General features: G+C 74.0%; 17 protein-coding genes. 12 read left to right on the top strand and 5 right to left on the bottom strand.

Annotated elements, in window-relative coordinates; translation table 11 throughout:
- The first annotated feature begins 82 nt into the window (after positions 1-82).
- Genes hflX through DSZ44_RS09020 form a run of 3 tightly spaced genes read left to right on the top strand, consistent with a single transcriptional unit; the run spans position 83 to position 4,562 of the window.
- A complete protein-coding gene (gene hflX / locus DSZ44_RS09030) occupies positions 83-1,570 on the top strand; it encodes a GTPase HflX (protein WP_110852393.1) in 1,488 nt (495 codons plus the stop codon).
- Complete coding sequence (locus DSZ44_RS09025; protein WP_258369356.1) at positions 1,567-3,576, top strand: ATP-dependent DNA helicase; 2,010 nt, start codon at positions 1,567-1,569, stop codon at positions 3,574-3,576. The genes hflX and DSZ44_RS09025 overlap by 4 nt, the downstream gene beginning before the upstream one ends.
- Before the next feature lie 32 nt (positions 3,577-3,608).
- Positions 3,609-4,562, top strand: a complete 954-nt coding sequence (locus tag DSZ44_RS09020) for an L-lactate dehydrogenase (RefSeq protein WP_110852291.1) — start codon at positions 3,609-3,611, stop codon at positions 4,560-4,562.
- Here DSZ44_RS09020 and lexA read toward each other — a convergent pair.
- Entirely contained in the window at positions 4,559-5,266 is a 708-nt protein-coding gene (gene lexA, locus DSZ44_RS09015; RefSeq protein ID WP_220035145.1) for a transcriptional repressor LexA, read from the bottom strand. The genes DSZ44_RS09020 and lexA overlap by 4 nt on opposite strands.
- A gap of 169 nt (positions 5,267-5,435) precedes the next feature.
- Here lexA and DSZ44_RS09010 point away from each other — a divergent pair, with 169 nt between their 5' ends.
- Positions 5,436-5,879, top strand: coding sequence for a LysM peptidoglycan-binding domain-containing protein (locus tag DSZ44_RS09010; RefSeq protein WP_110852289.1), 444 nt, complete (start codon positions 5,436-5,438; stop codon positions 5,877-5,879).
- A gap of 91 nt (positions 5,880-5,970) precedes the next feature.
- Positions 5,971-6,492 (top strand): transcriptional regulator NrdR, encoded by a 522-nt coding sequence (gene nrdR, locus DSZ44_RS09005; RefSeq protein WP_110852288.1) that lies wholly within the window; start codon positions 5,971-5,973, stop codon positions 6,490-6,492.
- 47 nt (positions 6,493-6,539) lie between these two features.
- On the opposite strand, the gene mgrA is transcribed toward nrdR, so the two are convergent.
- Genes mgrA through DSZ44_RS08990 form a run of 3 tightly spaced genes read right to left on the bottom strand, consistent with a single transcriptional unit; the run spans position 6,540 to position 11,067 of the window.
- Entirely contained in the window at positions 6,540-7,565 is a 1,026-nt protein-coding gene (mgrA, locus tag DSZ44_RS09000) for an L-glyceraldehyde 3-phosphate reductase (RefSeq protein WP_110852287.1), read from the bottom strand.
- Between the two features lie 26 nt (positions 7,566-7,591).
- The gene (gene serA / locus DSZ44_RS08995) at positions 7,592-8,800 is read right to left on the bottom strand and encodes a phosphoglycerate dehydrogenase (RefSeq protein ID WP_258369353.1); all 1,209 of its coding nucleotides are present in this window, start codon (positions 8,798-8,800) and stop codon (positions 7,592-7,594) included.
- A 56-nt stretch (positions 8,801-8,856) separates the two neighbouring features.
- Positions 8,857-11,067: a HelD family protein gene (locus tag DSZ44_RS08990; protein WP_110852285.1), complete on the bottom strand. Its 2,211-nt coding sequence runs from the start codon at positions 11,065-11,067 to the stop codon at positions 8,857-8,859.
- A gap of 115 nt (positions 11,068-11,182) precedes the next feature.
- Here DSZ44_RS08990 and DSZ44_RS08985 point away from each other — a divergent pair, with 115 nt between their 5' ends.
- From DSZ44_RS08985 to DSZ44_RS08965, 5 genes are all read left to right on the top strand, one after another.
- Complete coding sequence (locus tag DSZ44_RS08985; RefSeq protein ID WP_110852284.1) at positions 11,183-12,310, top strand: SpoIIE family protein phosphatase; 1,128 nt, start codon at positions 11,183-11,185, stop codon at positions 12,308-12,310.
- Positions 12,307-13,914, top strand: coding sequence for a sensor histidine kinase (locus DSZ44_RS08980; RefSeq protein ID WP_258369352.1), 1,608 nt, complete (start codon positions 12,307-12,309; stop codon positions 13,912-13,914). Before DSZ44_RS08985 ends, DSZ44_RS08980 begins: the two co-directional genes overlap by 4 nt.
- A complete protein-coding gene (locus DSZ44_RS08975; RefSeq protein ID WP_110852283.1) occupies positions 13,911-14,342 on the top strand; it encodes a response regulator in 432 nt (143 codons plus the stop codon). The genes DSZ44_RS08980 and DSZ44_RS08975 overlap by 4 nt, the downstream gene beginning before the upstream one ends.
- 68 nt (positions 14,343-14,410) lie before the next feature.
- The gene (locus DSZ44_RS08970) at positions 14,411-15,361 is read left to right on the top strand and encodes a PAC2 family protein (RefSeq protein ID WP_258369351.1); all 951 of its coding nucleotides are present in this window, start codon (positions 14,411-14,413) and stop codon (positions 15,359-15,361) included.
- 206 nt (positions 15,362-15,567) lie between these two features.
- Positions 15,568-15,771: a cold-shock protein gene (locus tag DSZ44_RS08965; protein ID WP_110852282.1), complete on the top strand. Its 204-nt coding sequence runs from the start codon at positions 15,568-15,570 to the stop codon at positions 15,769-15,771.
- A gap of 55 nt (positions 15,772-15,826) precedes the next feature.
- Here the strand turns inward: DSZ44_RS08965 and DSZ44_RS08960 are convergent, their stop codons facing one another.
- A complete protein-coding gene (locus DSZ44_RS08960) occupies positions 15,827-16,705 on the bottom strand; it encodes a spermidine synthase (RefSeq protein WP_181424584.1) in 879 nt (292 codons plus the stop codon).
- A 26-nt stretch (positions 16,706-16,731) separates the two neighbouring features.
- Between DSZ44_RS08960 and dinB the strand changes: the two genes are divergently transcribed.
- Entirely contained in the window at positions 16,732-18,006 is a 1,275-nt protein-coding gene (gene dinB / locus DSZ44_RS08955) for a DNA polymerase IV (protein ID WP_110852280.1), read from the top strand.
- Between the two features lie 102 nt (positions 18,007-18,108).
- Complete coding sequence (locus tag DSZ44_RS08950; RefSeq protein ID WP_110852279.1) at positions 18,109-18,486, top strand: SCO2097 family morphological protein; 378 nt, start codon at positions 18,109-18,111, stop codon at positions 18,484-18,486.
- Positions 18,487-18,499: the final 13 nt, after the last annotated feature.

Genomic DNA, 18,499 nt, shown 5'->3' with positions numbered 1-18,499 from the left:
CTACCCCGCGCCTGGGGAAAACTGGTCGCCGGACGGGGGCCGCCGTGGGACCCTGGGAGCGGTGGACGACGACTGGGAGACCATGGCAGATCACGACGACGACGCAGTGCAGCAGCGCGACCCCGCACGGGACGTCGTGGCCCGGGTGCTCGCCCGGGCCGGGACGGCGCTGCAGTCCGGCGGCGCGGAGGGTCACGAGCTCGACGGCGAGCAGCTCGACCGCGAGGAGCGCTCCGCGCTGCGACGCGTCGCGGGCCTCTCGACCGAGCTCGAGGACATGTCCGAGGTCGAGTACCGCAAGCTGCGCCTGGAGCGGGTCGTCCTCATCGGTCTGTGGTCCGGCCCGCAGGCCGAGCTGGCGGAGGTCTCGATGCGCGAGCTCGCGGCGCTCGCCGAGACCGCCGGCTCCATCGTCCTGGACGCCGTGCTCCAGCGCCGCGCCACCCCGGACCCCGCCACCTTCCTCGGCTCGGGCAAGGCGGCCGAGCTCGCCGAGCTCGTCGCCGAGGTGGGCGCCGACACCGTCGTCGCCGACTCCGAGCTCAGTCCCTCCCAGCGCCGTGCGCTGGAGGACGTCGTCAAGGTCAAGGTCATCGACCGGACCGCCCTCATCCTCGACATCTTCGCCCAGCACGCGAAGTCCCGGGAGGGCAAGGCGCAGGTCGAGCTCGCCCAGCTGGAGTACCTGCTCCCGCGCCTGCGCGGCTGGGGCGAGTCGATGTCCCGGCAGGCCGGTGGGCGCGTCGCCGGCGGCGCCGGCATCGGCTCCCGCGGACCCGGTGAGACGAAGATCGAGCTCGACCGCCGCCGCATCCGCACCCGCATGGCGCGCCTGCGCCGCCAGATCGCCGCGATGGCCCCCTCACGGGAGACCAAGCGGGCCTCGCGGCACCGCGCGCAGATCCCCGCCGTCGCCATCGCCGGCTACACCAACGCCGGGAAGTCCTCCCTCCTCAACCGGCTCACCGGGGCCGGGGTGCTCGTCGAGAACGCGCTCTTCGCCACCCTGGACCCCACCGTGCGCCGTGCCGAGACCCCGGACGGGCGCATCTACACCCTCGCCGACACCGTCGGCTTCGTCCGCTCCCTGCCCCACGAGCTGGTCGAGGCCTTCCGCTCGACCCTCGAGGAGGTCGCCGACGCCGACCTCATCCTCCACGTCGTCGACGCCGCTCATCCCGACCCCGAGGGCCAGGTCAAGGCGGTCCGCGACGTCCTCGCCGACATCCCCGGCACCGACGACATCCCCGAGATCGTCGTCCTCAACAAGGCCGACCTCGCCGACGCCGGCACCGTCGCGGCCCTGCGCACCCGCTACCCCGGCGCCGTCGCGGTGTCGGCACGCACCGGCGAGGGCGTCGAGGAGCTGCGCGAGCGCATCGCCGAGCTGCTCCCGCGCCCCTCGGTGCGCGTGGACGTCCTCGTGCCCTACTCGCGCGGCGACCTCGTCTCCCGGGCGCACGCCACCGGCGAGGTGCTGACCGAGGAGCACACGGGCGACGGCACGCGGCTGACCGCGCTCGTCGACCCGGTCCTCGCGGCCGACCTCACCGCCGCCGCGTCGGCGTGAGCGGCACGCCCGAGCTGCTCGCCGCCGCTGTCGGCCGCCTGGGCGGCGGGGAGCGCGCGGGCCAGCTGGAGATGGCCGAGGAGGTCGCCCGCACCCTGAGGGAGCCGCGGGCCCTGCTCGTCCAGGCCGGCACCGGCACCGGGAAGTCCCTCGGGTACCTCGTGCCCGTCCTCGACCACGCCGTGCGCCACCACCAGCGGGCCGTCGTCTCCACCGCCACCCTCGCCCTCCAGCGCCAGGTGCTCACCCATGACGTCCCGCTCGTCGCCGACGTCGTCGCCGCCTCCGGAGCCCCCCGCCCCCAGGTGGCGCTCCTCAAGGGCTGGCACAACTACATGTGCAAGCACAAGGTCGCCGGTGGCTACCCCACCGAGGACGAGCCGGGCCTCTTCGCCGTCGACGCCGCCACGGCGGATGCCGGGGGTGCGTCCCGCGGGCCGCTCGCCGAGCAGGTCGTCCGGCTGCGCGAGTGGGCCGAGGAGACGGACACGGGGGACCGCGACGACCTCGACCCGGGCGTGGGGGACCGGGCCTGGCGCCAGGTCTCGGTGACCAAGCTCGAGTGCCTCGGGGCGAGCTGTCCCATGCTCGAGGAGTGCTTCCCCGAGGCGGCGCGGCGAGCGGCCCACGAGGCGGACGTCGTCGTCACCAACCACGCGATGCTCGGCATCGCCGCGGCCGGCTCCCCCCGGGTGCTGCCCGAGCACGAGGTCCTCGTCGTCGACGAGGCCCACGAGCTGGCCGAGCGGGTGACGGCACAGTCCACGCTCGAGCTGTCCACCGCCGTCGTCGACCGCACCGCCCGGCTGGCCCGCAAGCACACCGGGGTGGCTGTCGAGGCGCTCGACGCCGCGGGCCGCGCGCTCGGCGCCTGGCTCGAGACCGCGCCCACGGGGCGGCTGCGCTCGGTGCCCGCCGAGCTCCTCGACGCTCTCGCACTCCTGGAGGCGGGCAGCCGTGAGGCGATCAGCGCGATGCGCGGGGAGAGCGACGCCGAGGCCGGTGGGCGTCTCATGGCCCGCTCGGCGATGGTCGTCCTCCACGAGATCGCCGAGCGTCTCCTCGGTGACGGCGTGGCCCAACGCCGCGAGGTCCTGTGGTGCGAGCGCGGGCGCACCGGCTTCGAGGCCGCCCGCCTCCACCTCGCGCCCCTCGACGTCGCCCGCCCGATCGCCACCGAGCTCCTCGCCGGCAAGGCCGCCGTCCTCACCTCCGCGACGCTCTCCCTCGGCGGCACCTTCGCGCCGGTGGCCCGCACCCTCGGCGTCAGCCTGCTCGACCACCTCGAGCCCGACGACGACGCCCCTCGCCCGGCACCGGGCCCGCGCTGGCACGGCATCGACGTCGGCTCACCCTTCGACTACGGCCGCCAGGGCATCCTCTACGTCGCCCGCCACCTGCCCGCGCCGGGGCGCGAGGGGCCGGGGGAGGACGCCCAGCGCGAGCTCGTCGAGCTCGTCCGGGCCTCCGGGGGCGGTGCCCTGGGGCTGTTCTCCTCCCGGCGGGCCGCGGAGGAGGCCGCGGAGCTACTCCGCGGCGAGCTCGACACCCCGGTCCTGTGCCAGGGGGAGGACCAGCTGCCCTCGCTCGTGCGGCGCTTCGCCGAGGACGAGTCGGCCACGCTCGTCGGCACGCTGTCCCTGTGGCAGGGGGTGGACGTGCCGGGCCGCACGTGCCGGCTGGTCGTCATCGACCGCATCCCCTTCCCGCGGCCCGACGACCCCATCCGCTCGGCCCGCTCGGAGGTCGTCGCGGCGAGCGGCGGCAACGGCTTCATGTCCGTGGCGGCCACGCACGCGGCCCTCCTCCTCGCCCAGGGCGCCGGGCGACTCATCCGCTCGACCGAGGACCGCGGCGTCGTCGCCGTCCTCGACTCGCGGCTCGCCACGGCCCGGTACGGCGGCTTCCTGCGCGGTTCCATGCCGCCGCTGTGGCCGACGACGGACGGCGAGGTGGCCCGCGCCGCCCTGCGGCGCCTGGCGGCACAGCCCGCGCCGACCCCCTAGGCTCGGGTTCGTCGACGACGGAAGGAGCCGCAATGGCACGGGCAGGAGCGAGCACGGTCGCGATCGTGGGGGCGGGCGCCGTCGGGGCGACCCTCGCGTACGCGCTGCTCATGCAGGGTGTGGCGCGGCGGGTGGTCCTGCACGACGTCAACCGTGCGAAGGTCGAGGCCGAGGCCCTGGACCTCGCCCACGGCATCCAGTTCATGCCGCACGCCCAGATCATCGGCTCCGACGACGTCGAGGTCTGCCGTGACGCGGACGTCGTCGTCATCACCGCCGGGGCCAAGCAGCGCCCCGGGCAGACCCGCCTCGACCTCGCCGCCAGCACCGTGGGCCTCATGCGCACACTGGTCCCCAGGCTCACCGCCGTCGCCCCGGACGCGACCTTCCTCATGGTGACCAACCCGGTCGACATCGTCACCCAGGCGGCCCTGGCGATCTCGGGCCTCCCGCGCGAGCAGCTCTTCGGCTCGGGCACCGTCCTGGACACCTCGCGCCTGCGCTACCGCATCGCCCAGGAGACCGGGATCGCGGCGTCCAACGTCCACGCCTACGTCGTCGGTGAGCACGGCGACTCCGAGCTGGTCCTGTGGAGCTCGGCGATGATCGGCGCGGTCCCGCTGCTCGACTGGAGCAGCACCCACGCCCCGCTCCTCGACGAGCCCTCCCGCCGAGCCATCGCGGAGGAGGTCGTCACCGCCGCCTACAAGATCATCGAGGGCAAGGGTGCGACGAACTACGCGGTCGCGCTCGCCGCCGTCGGCATCATCCAGGCGGTGCTGCGGGCCGAGAACCGCGTGCTGCCCGTCTCCACGCTGCTCACCGACTACGCCGGCATCTCCGACGTGTGCCTGTCGGTGCCCACGGTCGTCGGCGGCGACGGCGCCCAGGAGCGGCTGATGCCGCCCATGACGCCGCACGAGCAGGCCGGGCTGCGGGCCAGTGCCGAGCGCATCCGCGCCGTGGCGCGCGAGCTGGGGGTCTAGAGGCTCCGGAGCACGGACACGACGCGGCCCAGCACCTGGGCGGCGTCGCCGTCGATGGGGGAGTAGGCCTCGTTCGCCGGCATGAGCCACACGTGGCCGTCGCGGCGCTGGAAGGTCTTGACCGTGGCCTCGTCGTCGAGCAGCGCAGCGACGATCTCGCCGTTCTCGGCGACGGGCTGACGGCGGACGACGACCCAGTCGCCGTCGCAGATGGCGGCGTCGATCATCGAGTCCCCGCGGACCTTGAGCAGGAAGAGCTCGCCGTCCCCGACGAGCTGGCGGGGAAGGGGGAAGACGTCCTCGACGGCCTGCTCCGCGAGGATCGGTCCGCCCGCCGCGATCCGTCCGACGACCGGCACGAAGGTGGGGGCGGGCGCGTCGCTCGCGTCCTCCGGGCTGCCGAGCTGCGGTCCGCGGACCTCCGTGCCGACGATCTCGATGGCGCGCGGACGCTTCGGGTCGCGGCGCAGGTAGCCCTTGCGCTCCAGCGCGGTGAGCTGGTGCTTGACCGAGGAGGGGCTCTGCAGCCCGACGATCGTGCCGATCTCCCGCATCGTCGGGGGGTAGCCGCGCTCGTCCACGCTGCGCCGGATGGTCTCGAGGACGAGCCGCTGGCGCTCGGTGAGGGCACCGTCGAGCGGCTCCTGCTCCGGGAGCTCGTGGACCGTCGCGCCGTCGTCGGGCTCGTCCTGGCCTGGGTTCACGGCACGTGCTCCTCGAATGTCAGTGGTCGGTGATGGGCTCGTCCTCGACAGCGTAGAAGGCTCCCGGGCCAAGATCAAACATCTGTTCGACGGCGTGTCGACAGTGTCGGCCTCGGGTAGTACGGTGTCGCACAGACGTTCGACGTACAGGCGTTCGAAGGAGTAGACGATGAGTGCACTAGCGATTCCCACGGTCCCGGCCCGAGAGGTCCCCGCACGGAGCAGGGGGCACCTCCAGCTCGTCGGCCCCGGCTACGTGGCTCCCGTCCCGCAGCGGGTCGAGCCCACGCGGCCGGCGGAGGTCGCCCGCCCGGCGGTCCGCCTCACCGCGCGCGGCCGGCTCGTGCGGTCCCTGCTCGTCCTCACCGTCGCGCTGACGGCCGCCGTGACCGGCGGCAGCTGGCTGGGCGGTCTGGCCGCGGACGCGCAGGGCTACCAGGGCCCGGTGGAGCGGGTGAGCGTGGCGACCGGGGACACCCTGTGGGCCATCGCCGCCGGCACGGCGACGGAGGGTGAGGACGTGCGCGAGGTCGTCGACGAGATCGTCGAGCTCAACGGTCTCGGCTCGAGCGAGCTCGTCGCGGGCCAGCAGCTCCTCGTCCCGGCGGGCTGAGCCCGCGCAACCTTGCACCTCGCGCTGGAGCGCCCGTACCGTGCTCCCAGCGGTGCCACGCGGTGGCCCGCCCAAGCAGCGAGGAGCTCACGTGCACTGTCCGTTCTGCCGGAACGCGGACTCGCGGGTCATCGACTCGCGAACGGCGGACGACGGTTCCGCGATCCGTCGGCGCCGCGAGTGCACGGCCTGCCACCGCCGATTCACGACCATCGAGACCTCCAGCCTGTCGGTCGTCAAGCGCTCCGGCGTCGTCGAGCCGTTCAGCCGCGAGAAGGTCGTTGCCGGAGTACGCAAGGCCTGCCAGGGCAGGCCCGTCTCCGACGACGACCTCGCCCTCCTCGCCCAGCAGGTCGAGGAGACGGTGCGCGCGGCCGGAGCGGCGCAGATCAACGCCCACGAGGTCGGGCTGGCGATCCTCGGGCCGCTGCGCGAGCTCGACGAGGTCGCCTACCTCCGCTTCGCCAGCGTCTACTCGGCCTTCACGTCCCTGGAGGACTTCGAGACGGCGATCACGGCGCTGCGCGCGGAGCGCCCGCTCGACCCGCCGTCCGCGGCGCCCGCCGACGACGACTCCGCTAGTGTGGAGGCCAGCGAGCCCGCCTCGCACTGACCACCGGTGACGGTGGCGGAGGGGAAGCCGCCACCGTCACCGGTTCCTCAGCGCCGGGCCCAGATGTTGATGCCGGCGTCCACGGCGTGCGCGTCGATCCGCTCCAGCTCCTCCGCGCTGATCTCGAGGTCGTCCAGCGCCGCGAGGGAGTCGTCGAGCTGGGTGACGCTCGAGGCGCCGACGAGCGCCGTCGTCACGCGCGTGTCGCGCAGCACCCACGCGATCGCGAGCTGGGCCAGGGTCTGGCCGCGCTCGCGTGCGATCTCCGCCAGCGCTCTGACGTGCGTGAGCGTCTGCTCGGTGAGGAAGTCCTCGCTCAGCGGGCCGCCGCGGGCGGCGCGGGAGTCCGCCGGGATGCCGTCGAGGTACTTCTCGGTGAGCATCCCCTGCGCGAGCGGGGAGAAGACGACGTTGCCCATGCCCGCCTCCTCGGTGACGTCCAGGACCGAGGGGCTGCCCTCCTCGACCCAGCGGTTGAGCATCGAGTAGGAGGGCTGGTGGACGAGCAGCGTCAGCCCGATCTCCTCGGCCACGGCCACCGCCTCGGCGGCGCGCTCGGCGGTGTAGGAGGAGATGCCCGCGTACAGCGCGCGGCCCGAGTCGACGGCGGTCTTCAGCGCCCCCATCGTCTCGTGCAGCGGAGTCCTCGGGTCGTCGCGGTGGGAGTAGAAGATGTCGACGTAGTCGAGCCCCAGACGGCGCAGGGAGGCGTCGAGGGAGGACAGGAGGTACTTGCGCGAGCCCCACTCCCCGTACGGCCCGGGCCACATCCGGTACCCGGCCTTGGTCGAGACGACGAGCTCGTCGCGGTAGGGGGCGAGGTCTGCGGCGAGGAGCCGCCCGAAGAAGGACTCGGCCGCGCCGGGCGGCGGGCCGTAGTTGTTGGCGAGGTCGATGTGCGTGACGCCGCGGTCGACGGCGTGCAGGACGATCTCCCGCTGGGTCTGCTCGGCGTGGCCGTGGCCGAAGTTCTGCCACAGCCCCAGGGCGATGGCGGGCAGGTCGAGGCCGCTGCGCCCGCAGCGGCGGTAGGTCATCGAGTCGTATCGGTCGGGCGCGGGCTGGTAGGTCATGGCCTCACGGTAGTGCGGCCCGGCCGTCAGCGACCGGTGAGCAGCACCCGCAGGCGGATCGTGTCGGGGACCTCGTCCAACGCCTGGCGTGCCTCGTCGGGCAGCTCCCCGCCGATGTCGGTGACGACGTAGCCGAGGTCGCCGCGCGTGCCGAGGATCTGGCCCTCGATGTTCGCCCCGCTCTCGGCGAAGGCCTGGTTGACGAGGGCGAGCGCACCGGGGGTGTTGCGGTGCAGGTAGGTGACCCGGTAGCGGGCCGTGGGGGCGCGGTCCAGGGCGAGCGGCGGGACGTTGACGCTCATCGTCGTCGTGCCGTCGAGGACGTAGGAGGCGAGCTTGTTCGACACGAAGGCGCCGATGCCCTCCTGCGCCTCCTCCGTCGAGCCGCCCACGTGCGGGGTGAGGATGACGTTGGGCAGGCCGCGCAGCTCGGAGTCGAACGGGTCGCCGTTGCGCTTGGGCTCCTCGGGGAAGACGTCGACGGCGGCACCGGCGATCGCGCCGGACAGCACCCGCTCACGCAGGGCGGCGTAGTCGACGAGGAAGCCCCGGGAGAGGTTGAGGAAGATGGCCCCGGGGCGCATGCGCTCGAACTGCTCGCGGCCGAACATGCCGGCGTTGCCTGCCCGGCCGTCCACGTGGAGGGTGACGACGTCGGCGATCTCGAGGAGCTCCTCGAGGCTGCCCATCCGCCGGGCGTTGCCCAGCGCGAGCTTCTCGGCGGTGTCGTAGAAGACCACGCGCATGCCGAGCGCCTCGGCGAGGACGGAGAGCTGGGTGCCGATGTTGCCGTAGCCCACGATCCCGAGCGTGCGGCCGCGGACCTCGTGGGAGCCGGCTGCGGACTTGTCCCAGCGTCCCGCGTGCAGGGCGCTGTCCTGGGCCGTGAGGCGCCGGTTGAGCGCGATGATCTCCCCGAGGGTGAGCTCGACGACCGACCGCGTGTTGGAGAAGGGCGCGTTGAACACGGTCACCCCCCGGTGCGCCGCGGTGCCGAGGTCGACCTGGTTGGTGCCGATGCAGAAGGCACCGATCGTCAGCAGGTCCGGCGCGGCCTCGAGGACGCGCCGGGTGACGGTCGTCTTCGAACGGATGCCGAGCACCTGGACGCCGTCTAGGGCGGCGATGAGCTCGTCCTCGTCCATGGCGCCGGTGTGGCGCACCACCTCCAGCCCGGCGGACTCGAGGGCTGCGTCGGCGTTCTCGTGGGGGTTCTCCAGTAGCAGTGCGCGCACCTGCCCATGGTGGCCCACCGGCGGGCGATCGGGGAAACCGATCCGCCCTGCGGACGTCAGTCGGCCAGCCCGGGGGGCAGCTCACCGCGGTGCAGCACGTGGAGCAGCCGCGTGGGACGGGTCATCGCGACGTAGAGGTCGCCCGGTCCGCCCGCGGCGACCTCCTGGGGCTCCACGAGGACGACGACGTCGAACTCGAGTCCCTTGGCGGTGACGGGATCGAGGACGACGACCGGCGCGGCGAGCACGTCCCCGCCGGGCGCCTCGAGCACGGCGCCCAGCCGAGGAGCGAGCAGCTCGCGCATGGCTGCCACCCGGCCGGTGGCCGTGACGACGGCGAGGCGCCCCTGGCCCATGGCCGCGTGCTCCGCGACGACGACGTCGGCCACCTCACGCTCGTCGGCCACCCTCGTCACCTTGAGCGAGCCGGGGACCGAGCGCGCGGAGCGGGCCGGGGCGGCCTGGGCGCCACCCGCGGCACGCAGCACGCGCACGGCGGCGCTCATGACCTCCGCCGGCGTGCGGTAGTTGATGGTCAGGGCGGCGCTCCGCACGTGCTCGCTCGCCGCGGTGCCCAGCAGCTCGGTCCAGCTGCGGGCGGGCTGGTGGCCCGAGCGCTGGTCGAGGTCGCCGACGAGCGTCATCGACCGGCTCGGGTTGCGGCGCAGCAGCGCCCGCCACGCCATGGGCGACAGCTCCTGGGCCTCGTCGACGACGATGTGGCCGTAGGTCCACTCGCGGTCGGACGCCGCCCGCTCGGCGAGCGAGCGCCGCGCCTCGGGCGCCGCGAAGCGTGAGGCGAGGGTCTGCGCGTCGACCATCCCGCCCCCGATGCCGTCCTCACGGATGGCGTGCTCGGCGTAGGCGATGGCGGACGCCCGCTCGGCGGCACGCGCCAGGCGGGCCCGCTCCTCCTCCGGGTTCTCCATGCGTCCGAGCAGGACGGCGAGCTCGTCGAGCAGGGGCAGGTCCGCCGGGGTCCACGGGGCCCCGGCGGGACGGCGGAGCAGGCGGCGGTCCGCCGGGCTCAGCCCGCGGCTGTGCCGGGCGAGGAAGGCGGGGTCGGCGTAGAGGCGGCGCAGCAGCTGCTCCGGAGTCGTGGGCATCCACCGGAGGTTGACCTCGCGGCGGGCGTCGCGCGACTCACGCAGGGACTGCAGCAACCAGCCCTGCTCGGACTCGAGGTCCAGGCCCTTCTCCCCGGCCCAGCGCCGGACGAGGGCGTCGAGCACGGCGGTCGCGTAGGTGCGGCGGGCCACGTTGTGCGGGCGGGAGCTGCGGCGGGCGCGCTCCTGGGCCGTGCGCACGTCCTCCGGCTCCAGACGCACCTTCTCGCCGTCGACGTCGAGAAGGACGGGCTCCTCCAGGCGTCGGGGGAGCCCGCGCACGGCGTGACGCAGCACCTGGGCCATGACCGCCCGGCCCTTGACCGCTGCCACCTCCTCCGGCTCCGTGCCCGTCGCGGGGACGTCGGCGAGGAGATCGGGCAGCGTCGTCGCGACGACGCCGCTCTCACCGAGGGAGGGCAGGACCTGCTCGATGTAGCGCAGGAAGACTCGGCTGGGCCCGACGACGAGCACGCCCGAACGCTCGAGGCGCTCGCGGTGGGTGTAGAGGAGGTAGGCGGCGCGGTGGAGGGCGACCGCCGTCTTCCCGGTGCCCGGGCCGCCCTCGACGACGAGCACGCCATCGGAGTCGGCGCGGATGATCTCGTCCTGCTCGGACTGGATGGTCGCGACGATGTCGCCCATCCGGCCCTCGCGGGCGGCGGCCATCGCCGCGAAGAGGGCCCCCTCACCGGTGAGCCCCTCGACGTCGGCCTCGGTGTCGAGCAGCTCGTCCTCGACCCCGGTGACCTGCCGGCCACGGGTCATGAGGTGGCGGCGGCGCACGACGTCCCCGCGCCGGGCGGCGGTCGCCTGGTAGAAGGGGCGCGCCGCCGGGGCGCGCCAGTCGATGAGGAGCGACTCCTGGTCCTCGTCGGCGATCCCGATGCGCCCGATGTAGCGGCGCGCCGCGTCGGTGAGGTCGAGGCGGCCGAAGACCAGCCGGTTCTCCACCTGCTCCAGGCGCGCCAGCGTGTCCTCGTAGTGGACCGCGAAGGCGTCACGTTCCGAGCGGTTCTGCGGCGTGCCGCTCGCCCCCTGCCGCCGGACCTCCTCCAGCCGCAGCCGGTAGCGGTCCCGGAGGTCGTCCAGGCGCCCGTAGACGTGGTCCACGAACTCCTGGTCCGCCTGCCACGTCGTCTCTGCCTCGTTCGGCTGCACCGCGTCCCCGCTTCCGTCTCGACCGGCAGACCATTATGGACGACGGCGCGCGTGCCGTGCGTCCGTTGCCCCCTTCACCGCTGCGTACTATGGCGCCACCGACGGAAGGACCACAGTGACCGACAGCGAGGCCTCTGCAGCCCTCCACCTCCTCCTCGTGGAGGACGACGACGGCGACGCCGTGCTCGTCGAGGAGCTGCTCCACGACGCCGGGATCGACACGGACGTCACGCGGGCGTGGAGCCTCGAGGCGGCGCTGGACGCCCTCGTCATGCCGGTCGACTGCATCCTCCTCGACCTCGGCCTCCCGGACGCCTCGGGCCTCGACGCCCTTCTCCAGCTGCGCCGCGCCTCCAGCGCCGCCGTCGTCGTCCTCACCGGCCTCGACGACGCCGACCGCGGCCTCGAGGCCGTCGGCGCGGGCGCCGACGACTACCTCGTCAAGGGCACGGTCGACGGCGAGGCCCTGGGCCGCGCGGTCCGCTACGCCGTCGAGCGCCGCCGCGGCGACCGCGAGAAGCGCGACAAGGAGGAGGAGCGCGCCCACGTCGAGGCCGTCTCGAGCCTCGCCGCCGAGCTGCGCCCGGGTCCGCGACTGGCCCGGGCCCCGGTCCGGGTGCTGCTCCGTGGCAACGACGGCGGGCCGCTCTCACCCCAGCTGTGCGACGTCGTCGAGCGCCCCGACGGCACGGTGCTCGCGGTCACCGGGACCGCGGCCGGGAGCGGACCGGCAGCGGCGGGGCTCGCCGTCAGCGTCCGTGCTGCCTTCCGTGCGCTCGCGCTGAGCGAGCTGCCCGTCACCGAGGTCCTCGCCGTCCTGGACCGCCTCGCGGCGGCCCACGGAGGGGCGGTCAGCGCCGTCGTCGTCGAGCTCCTGCCGGGCAGCCGCGAGGCGGTGTGCCACCTGGCGGGCCACCACGCCCCGCTGCTCCTGTCCGCGGACGCCGGCCCGCTGGCCGCGGCCGCCGACCGCGGTGCGCCGCTCGGCTCCGGGGCGGCTCAGCGCCCGGCCGTGCGCACGCAGCTGCGCGAGCCGGACCGGCTGCTCGTCCTCCACACCGCCGTGCTCGACCAGGCGGGCCGCGCGGCCCCCGAGGAGACCTCGCTCGCCACCGTGCTCGAGGCCGCCTCCCGCGGTACCGGCGACGACGCCGCGCTCGCCGACACCGTCGAGCGTGCGGTGCGCGCCTACGGGCCGGACGGGCAGGTCGAGTTCACCCTCCTCGGCTGGGCCCCGGCGTGAGGCGCGGGGCGTGGACCCTGCGCAACCGCCTGCGCACCGCGATCGTCGTCGCCGGCGTCTCGCTCGGACTGGCCCTCGTGGTGGCCGTCGCCGCCTTCAGCCAGCTCTCCCGCTACCAGGACGAGGTCACGGGCGACATCTTCAACGCCGTCGTCGAGCTCGAGGAGCTGCAGGCCGACCTCATCAACGCCGAGGCCGCCGTGCGTGCCTACGCGCTCAGCGGCGACGAGGAGTTCCTCGCCTCCTACACCGCGCTCGCCTACGGTCGCCCCGACCGCGTGCGCGCGGGACTCGTCGAGATCCTGCCGCGGGTGCCCGAGCTCGACGCGCACTTCGACACGCTCGCCGACGCCACCGACGACTGGCGTGCCGGCTACGCCAAGCCCCTCATCGAGGCGACCCGCTCGCCCGAGATCGACGTCGACCTCGGGGAGTGGCAGGAGCCGGGCGCCGAGCTCTTCGGCGACGTGCGCAGCTCCCTGCGCGATGCGCTGGACGACCTCATCGACTACCGCGCCGAGGGCGCCGCGGCGATGGCCGCCTGGCAGCGGGTGCTGCTCGGGTCCGTCGTGGCGCTCGCGGTCCTCGGCCTCGTCACCGGGATCCTCCTGTGGTCCTACCTGCGCCGCTGGGTGACCGACCCGCTCGACGAGCTCGCCGAGGGCAGCCGGGCCGTCGCGGAGGGCGAGCTGGACCGGCCGGTGGCCGTCTCCGGGCCCGACGAGATCGTCGCGCTCGCCCACGACGTCGACCTCATGCGCCGGCACCTCGTCGCGCAGATCGCCACGACCGAGCGTGCCCGTGTCGAGCTCGAGGCCTCCAACCGCGACCTCGAGCAGTTCGCCTACGTCGCCTCCCACGACCTCCAGGAGCCCCTGCGCAAGGTGGCGTCCTTCACCCAGCTGCTCGAGCGGCGCTACGGCGACCAGCTCGACGAGCGCGGGCACCAGTACATCGCCTTCGCCTCCGACGGCGCGCGGCGCATGCAGCGCCTCATCCAGGACCTCCTCGCCTTCTCGCGCCTGGGACGCGGAGACGCGGAGCCCACGCAGGTCGACGTCGGGGACTGCCTCACCGACGCCCTGGACAACCTGTCGGAGATGATCGAGGAGACCGGCGCGCAGGTCACCTGCGACCCGCTGCCGGAGGTCCTCGGACATGCCGGCCTCCTCACCCAGCTCCTGCAGAACCTCGTGGCCAACGCGGTGAAGTTCCGCCGCCCCGACGCGACCCCGCGCGTGCACGTCGGCGTGCAACGGGTGGGCTCGGAGTGGCTGTTCCGCTGCAGCGACAACGGCATCGGCATCGAGCCGCGCCACGCCGAGCGGGTGTTCGTGATCTTCCAGCGCCTCCACGCCAAGGACGCCTACAGCGGCACGGGCATCGGCCTGGCGATGTGCAAGCGCATCGTCGAGCACCACGGGGGCCGCATCTGGGTGGAGCACCAGGAACCGAGCGAGGGCACGACCGTGCGGTGGACCGTCCCGCTGTCCGTGTCCCGGGCGCTGCCGAACCTCGGGCCACGCGCGGAGGTGGACGGCGAGCGTGCCATCATGACCCCGGGCGCCGCCGGCGGCCCGTTGACGAGCGAGGTGGACGGATGACCGACATGATCGAGGTGCTGCTCATCGAGGACGACCCCGGGGACGTCCTCATGACCGAGGAGGCCTTCGCCGACTACAAGGTCGCCAACCAGCTCACCGTCGTCGCCGACGGCGAGTCCGCCATGGCCTACCTGCGCAAGGAGGGGGAGTACGCCGACGCGCCGACGCCGGACCTCGTGCTGCTCGACCTCAACCTGCCGCGGATGGACGGCCGCGAGGTCCTCGGTGAGCTCAAGGCCGACCCGGAGCTGCGCCGCATCCCCGTCGTCGTGCTCACGACCTCCGACGCCGAGGAGGACATCCTGCGCAGCTACAACCTGCACGCGAACGCCTACGTCACCAAGCCGGTGGACTTCGAGCGCTTCATCGAGGTCGTCCGCAAGATCGACGACTTCTTCGTGTCGGTCGTGCGCCTGCCCGGCCGCTGACCCACCGGGAATGCGGGCCGGTGCCCGCGCGTTCCACCCGGTGACCGAAGCCTGAGGAGGAGAACGTGGTGGAGCTGTACGACGTGCACCCCGACGCAGGGGACGTCCGCGCGCGCGTGCTCGTCAACGCGCTGACCGGAGCCATGGACGCGGGACACGCGGCCGCGCTCGCCGCGCGACACCTCACCGCCACCCTCGAGCACCAGCGGCTGCTCACCTTCCGCGTCGACGAGCTCGTCGACTACCGGGCGCACCGGCCGCCGATGACCTTCGAGAGCTGGCGCTGGACGGACTACGAGGAGCCCTACGTCGTCCTGGACGTCCTGCGCGACGACGAGGGCACCGAGCTGCTCCTCCTCCACGGCACCGAGCCCGACCTGCGGTGGCACGCCTTCGTGGACGCCGTCATCGACGTCGTCGAGCGGCACGGCGTCCAGCGCACGATCAACATCCACGGCGTGCCGATGGGCGTGCCCCACACCCGGCCCACGACCGTGACCGCCCACGCCAGCGAGCCCGGGCTCGTGCCCGTGCAGCCGGAGATCATCGGCACCGTCCAGGTGCCCGGCAGCGTCACCGGGCTGCTCGAGTACCGCCTCGGGCAGGCCGGCCACCAGGCCGTCGGCTTCTCCGCCAACGTGCCGCACTACCTCGCGCAGAGCCACTTCCACCAGGCCGCCGCCGAGCTCGTCCGCCAGACCGCGCGCTCGGCCGAGCTGGCCCTGCCCGTCGGGGACCTCGAGGAGGCGGCCACCGAGGCCGCGAACGAGATCGAGCGTCAGGTCGCCGCCTCGCCGGAGGTCACGGCGGTCGTCACGGCCCTGGAGCAGCAGTACGACGCCTTCATGCGCGGTGTGAACCAGGAGACGAAGGCGACCCTCCTCGCCCAGCCCGTCGACCTCCCCACCGCCGACGAGATCGGCGCCGCCGTCGAGGCCTTCCTCGCGGACCACGACCCTGCGACGGGCCCCGACGACGCCGCGGGAGACGACCTCCCGGAGCAGCGGGGGGACGCGTAACGGCCGTCCGGACGGCACGGGCCAGGGGTCGTTGAATCACTGGTCACGGCGGCACGGACGTGCCACACTTGACGTCGTTGCAGTTGCAGTTCGCTTACGTATGACCCTGGCCATGGCTGGGCCTAGCACGACGTGGGACGAGGCATTGCGGCACGGCGGAGCCGGCACACGGTCGGTTCCACAACGTCCCCGGAAGGACACAGCACATGGCACAGGGAACCGTGAAGTGGTTCAACGCGGAGAAGGGCTACGGCTTCATCGCCCAGGACGGTGGCGGCGCTGACGTCTTCGTCCACTACTCCGCGATCGAGTCCGACGGCTACCGCTCCCTCGAGGAGGCGCAGCGCGTCGAGTTCGAGATCACGCAGGGCCCGAAGGGCCCGCAGGCGGAGAGCGTCCGCCCGCTCTGACACCTCTGAAGGGGCTCGCACCGGTGACGGTGCGGGCCCCTTCGTCGTCCCCGGCTCAGGACTCGCCGGGTGACGCGACCGGGACGTCGTCGTGGCGGGGGGCGTGGGAGCCGGCGAAGTCGACGAGCTCCTCGCCCGCCACGAGGCGGACCGGCAGCGGCAGCCCGCGCAGGGCCCGGGCCAGGCCCGGCGTCGCGACCGGGTGCGCCGACCCGACGAGCACGACGTTGCCGTAGCGGCGCCCTCGCAGGATCGCCGGGTCGGCGACGAGCGCGACGTGCGGGAAGACCTCCCGCAGGGTGGCGACCTCGGCGCGGGCCACGGTGAGAGGTGGCCGGTCGGTGAGGTTGACGAGGTACAGGCCGTCCTCGGTGAGTGCGCTGCGTGCCTCCTCGGCGGCCTCCACGGTCCGCACGTGGGACGGGACGACGACGCCGGCGAAGACGTCCCGCACGACGACGTCCCAGGACCCGGGGGTGAGCGTCCCGAGGGCGGCGCGGGCGTCGGCCACCCGCACCCGCAGGCGGGGCGCGCGGGGCAGGTCGAACCACAGCCGTGACAGCCGGGCGAGCTCGGCGTCGATCTCGACGACGAGCTGGGTCGAGCCCGGGCGGGCCGCCTCCACGGCCCGCGGGAGGGCGCAGCCGGCGCCGCCGAGGTGGACGGCACGCAGCGGCGCGGGCGCCGGCGGGCCGGCCTCCTCGAGCACGACCGTCATCTGCTGCATGTACTCGAACTCGAGGTGGGCGGGGTCGGCGAGGTCGACGTAGGAGCTCTCGGCGTCGTTGATGAAGACGGTGACGGCCGACGGCCTGGAGGGGTCGCGCAGGAGCTCGACCACCCCGGTGGAGGTCCGCACCGGCCCCTCGGGCAGGTCGGGGAGGGGCAGTCGCCTGCTGCGGCCGCGCCGTCGGGAGGCTGGGCGCTCGGGCATGCGCTCCAGGCTAGCCTGGACGCGACATGAGCAGAGGTGAGCGCAGTGCCGCGGCCCGGCGGGACTGGGGCAGCGACGACACGGGCACCAGCGTCCTGCACGTCGACATGGACGCCTTCTTCGCCGCGGTCGAGCTGCTCGACCGTCCCGAGCTCCTCGGCCGGCCGGTCATCGTCGGTGGCGAGCAGCGCGGCGTCGTCCTGTCGGCCACCTACGAGGCCCGGCGCTTCGGCGTGCACTCGGCCATGCCGATGGCGCGCGCCCGGGCGCTGTGCCCGCAGGCCGTGGTCCTCCCGCCGCACCACGACACCTACACCCGTGTGTCACGGCAGGTCATGGCGATCCTCGCCGACGTGACCCCCGTCATGGAGAAGGTGAGCATCGACGAGGCCTTCCTCGACGTCTCCGGCGCCCGGCGGCGGCTCGGGCCTCCCGTGGCCATCGCCCGTGCCCTGCGCGAGCGCATCCACCGCGAGCTCGGGGTCCCGGCGTCCGTGGGGGTGGCGGCGACCAAGTTCGTCGCCAAGCTCGCGTCCAGCCACGCGAAGCCCGACGGGCTGCTCCTCGTCCCGCGCGAGGCCACCGTGCCCTTCCTCCACTCCCTGCCGGTGGGGGCGCTGTGGGGCGTGGGGGAGCGCACCCGCGAGCGGCTGCACGTCCACGGCATCGACACCGTGGAGGCGCTCGCGGCCCAGCCGGTGCGCACGCTGCACCGGATCCTCGGTGTGGCCGCCGGGCAGCGGCTGCACGACCTCGCGGCCGGCCGCGACCCGCGCGCCGTCGAGCCGGAGCGCGTGGAGAAGTCGGTCGGGACCGAGACGACCTTCGCTGCGGACGTCACCGACCGCGCCACCCTCGAGACGGTCCTCCTCGACCAGGCGCACCGGACGGCGGCCCGGCTGCGGGCCGCTGGCATGAGGGGACGCACCGTGGCGGTCAAGGTCCGGTTCTCCGACTTCCGCACGATCACCCGCTCGCGTGCCACCGAGGCGACGGACGTCGCCCACGAGGTCTTCGCCGTCGCCCGCTCCCTCCTCGACGACGTCGCCGTGCCCCCCGGCGGCGTGCGGCTCCTCGGGGTGCGGCTGGAGCAGCTGCAGCCGGCCGGCGAGGGTGTCCAGCTCCGCCTCGGCGAGGACGACAACCGGCGCGAGGCGGAGACGGCGATGGACACGATCCGGCGACGTTTCGGCCCGTCCGCGCTGCGCCCCGCCTCGCTCCTCGAGCGCTCCGCGGAGCAGGCGGGGGAGCCGGACGCGAGGCCCGAGGCGGCGGCGCGCGGCCAGCAGGGGCACTCATGAGCAGAGTCCTGCCCCGGTCGGCTTTCCCCCGGCGCTCCGGCGACCTAAACTTGGCTCAGTCGCCCTCGTGGAGGGCACACCTCGACCAGGATCGGAGGACCGATGCCTCTTTCTGAGTATGAGCAGCGGGTGCTCAGCCAGATGGAGCAGCAGCTCCGTTCCGACCCCCGCCTGGTGAGCACCTTCACCTCCGAGCAGCGCTACTCCGGCCGTCGCCTCGCCCTGGGGACCCTCGCGGTCCTCGCCGGCCTCGCGATGCTCGTCGGAGGCGTCGCCGCCTCCCTCGTGTGGCTCGGGGTCCTCGGCTTCGTCGCGATGCTCGGCGGGGTCATGCTCGCCATCTCCAAGCCGCGGGGCGCCGCACCCAAGGCGCCCGCCTCGCGGCCCCGCAGCAGCCGGCCGGCCGCCCCGCAGCGTGGCGGATTCATGCAGCGTCTCGAGGAGCGTTGGGACCGCCGCCGCGACCAGCGCGGCCGCTGACCCACCGCCCCCT

It is taken from the genome of Georgenia satyanarayanai, assembly GCF_900116375.1.
GTDB lineage: Bacteria > Actinomycetota > Actinomycetes > Actinomycetales > Actinomycetaceae > Oceanitalea > Oceanitalea nanhaiensis.
This window is presented reverse-complemented; position numbering and strand designations above follow the sequence as displayed.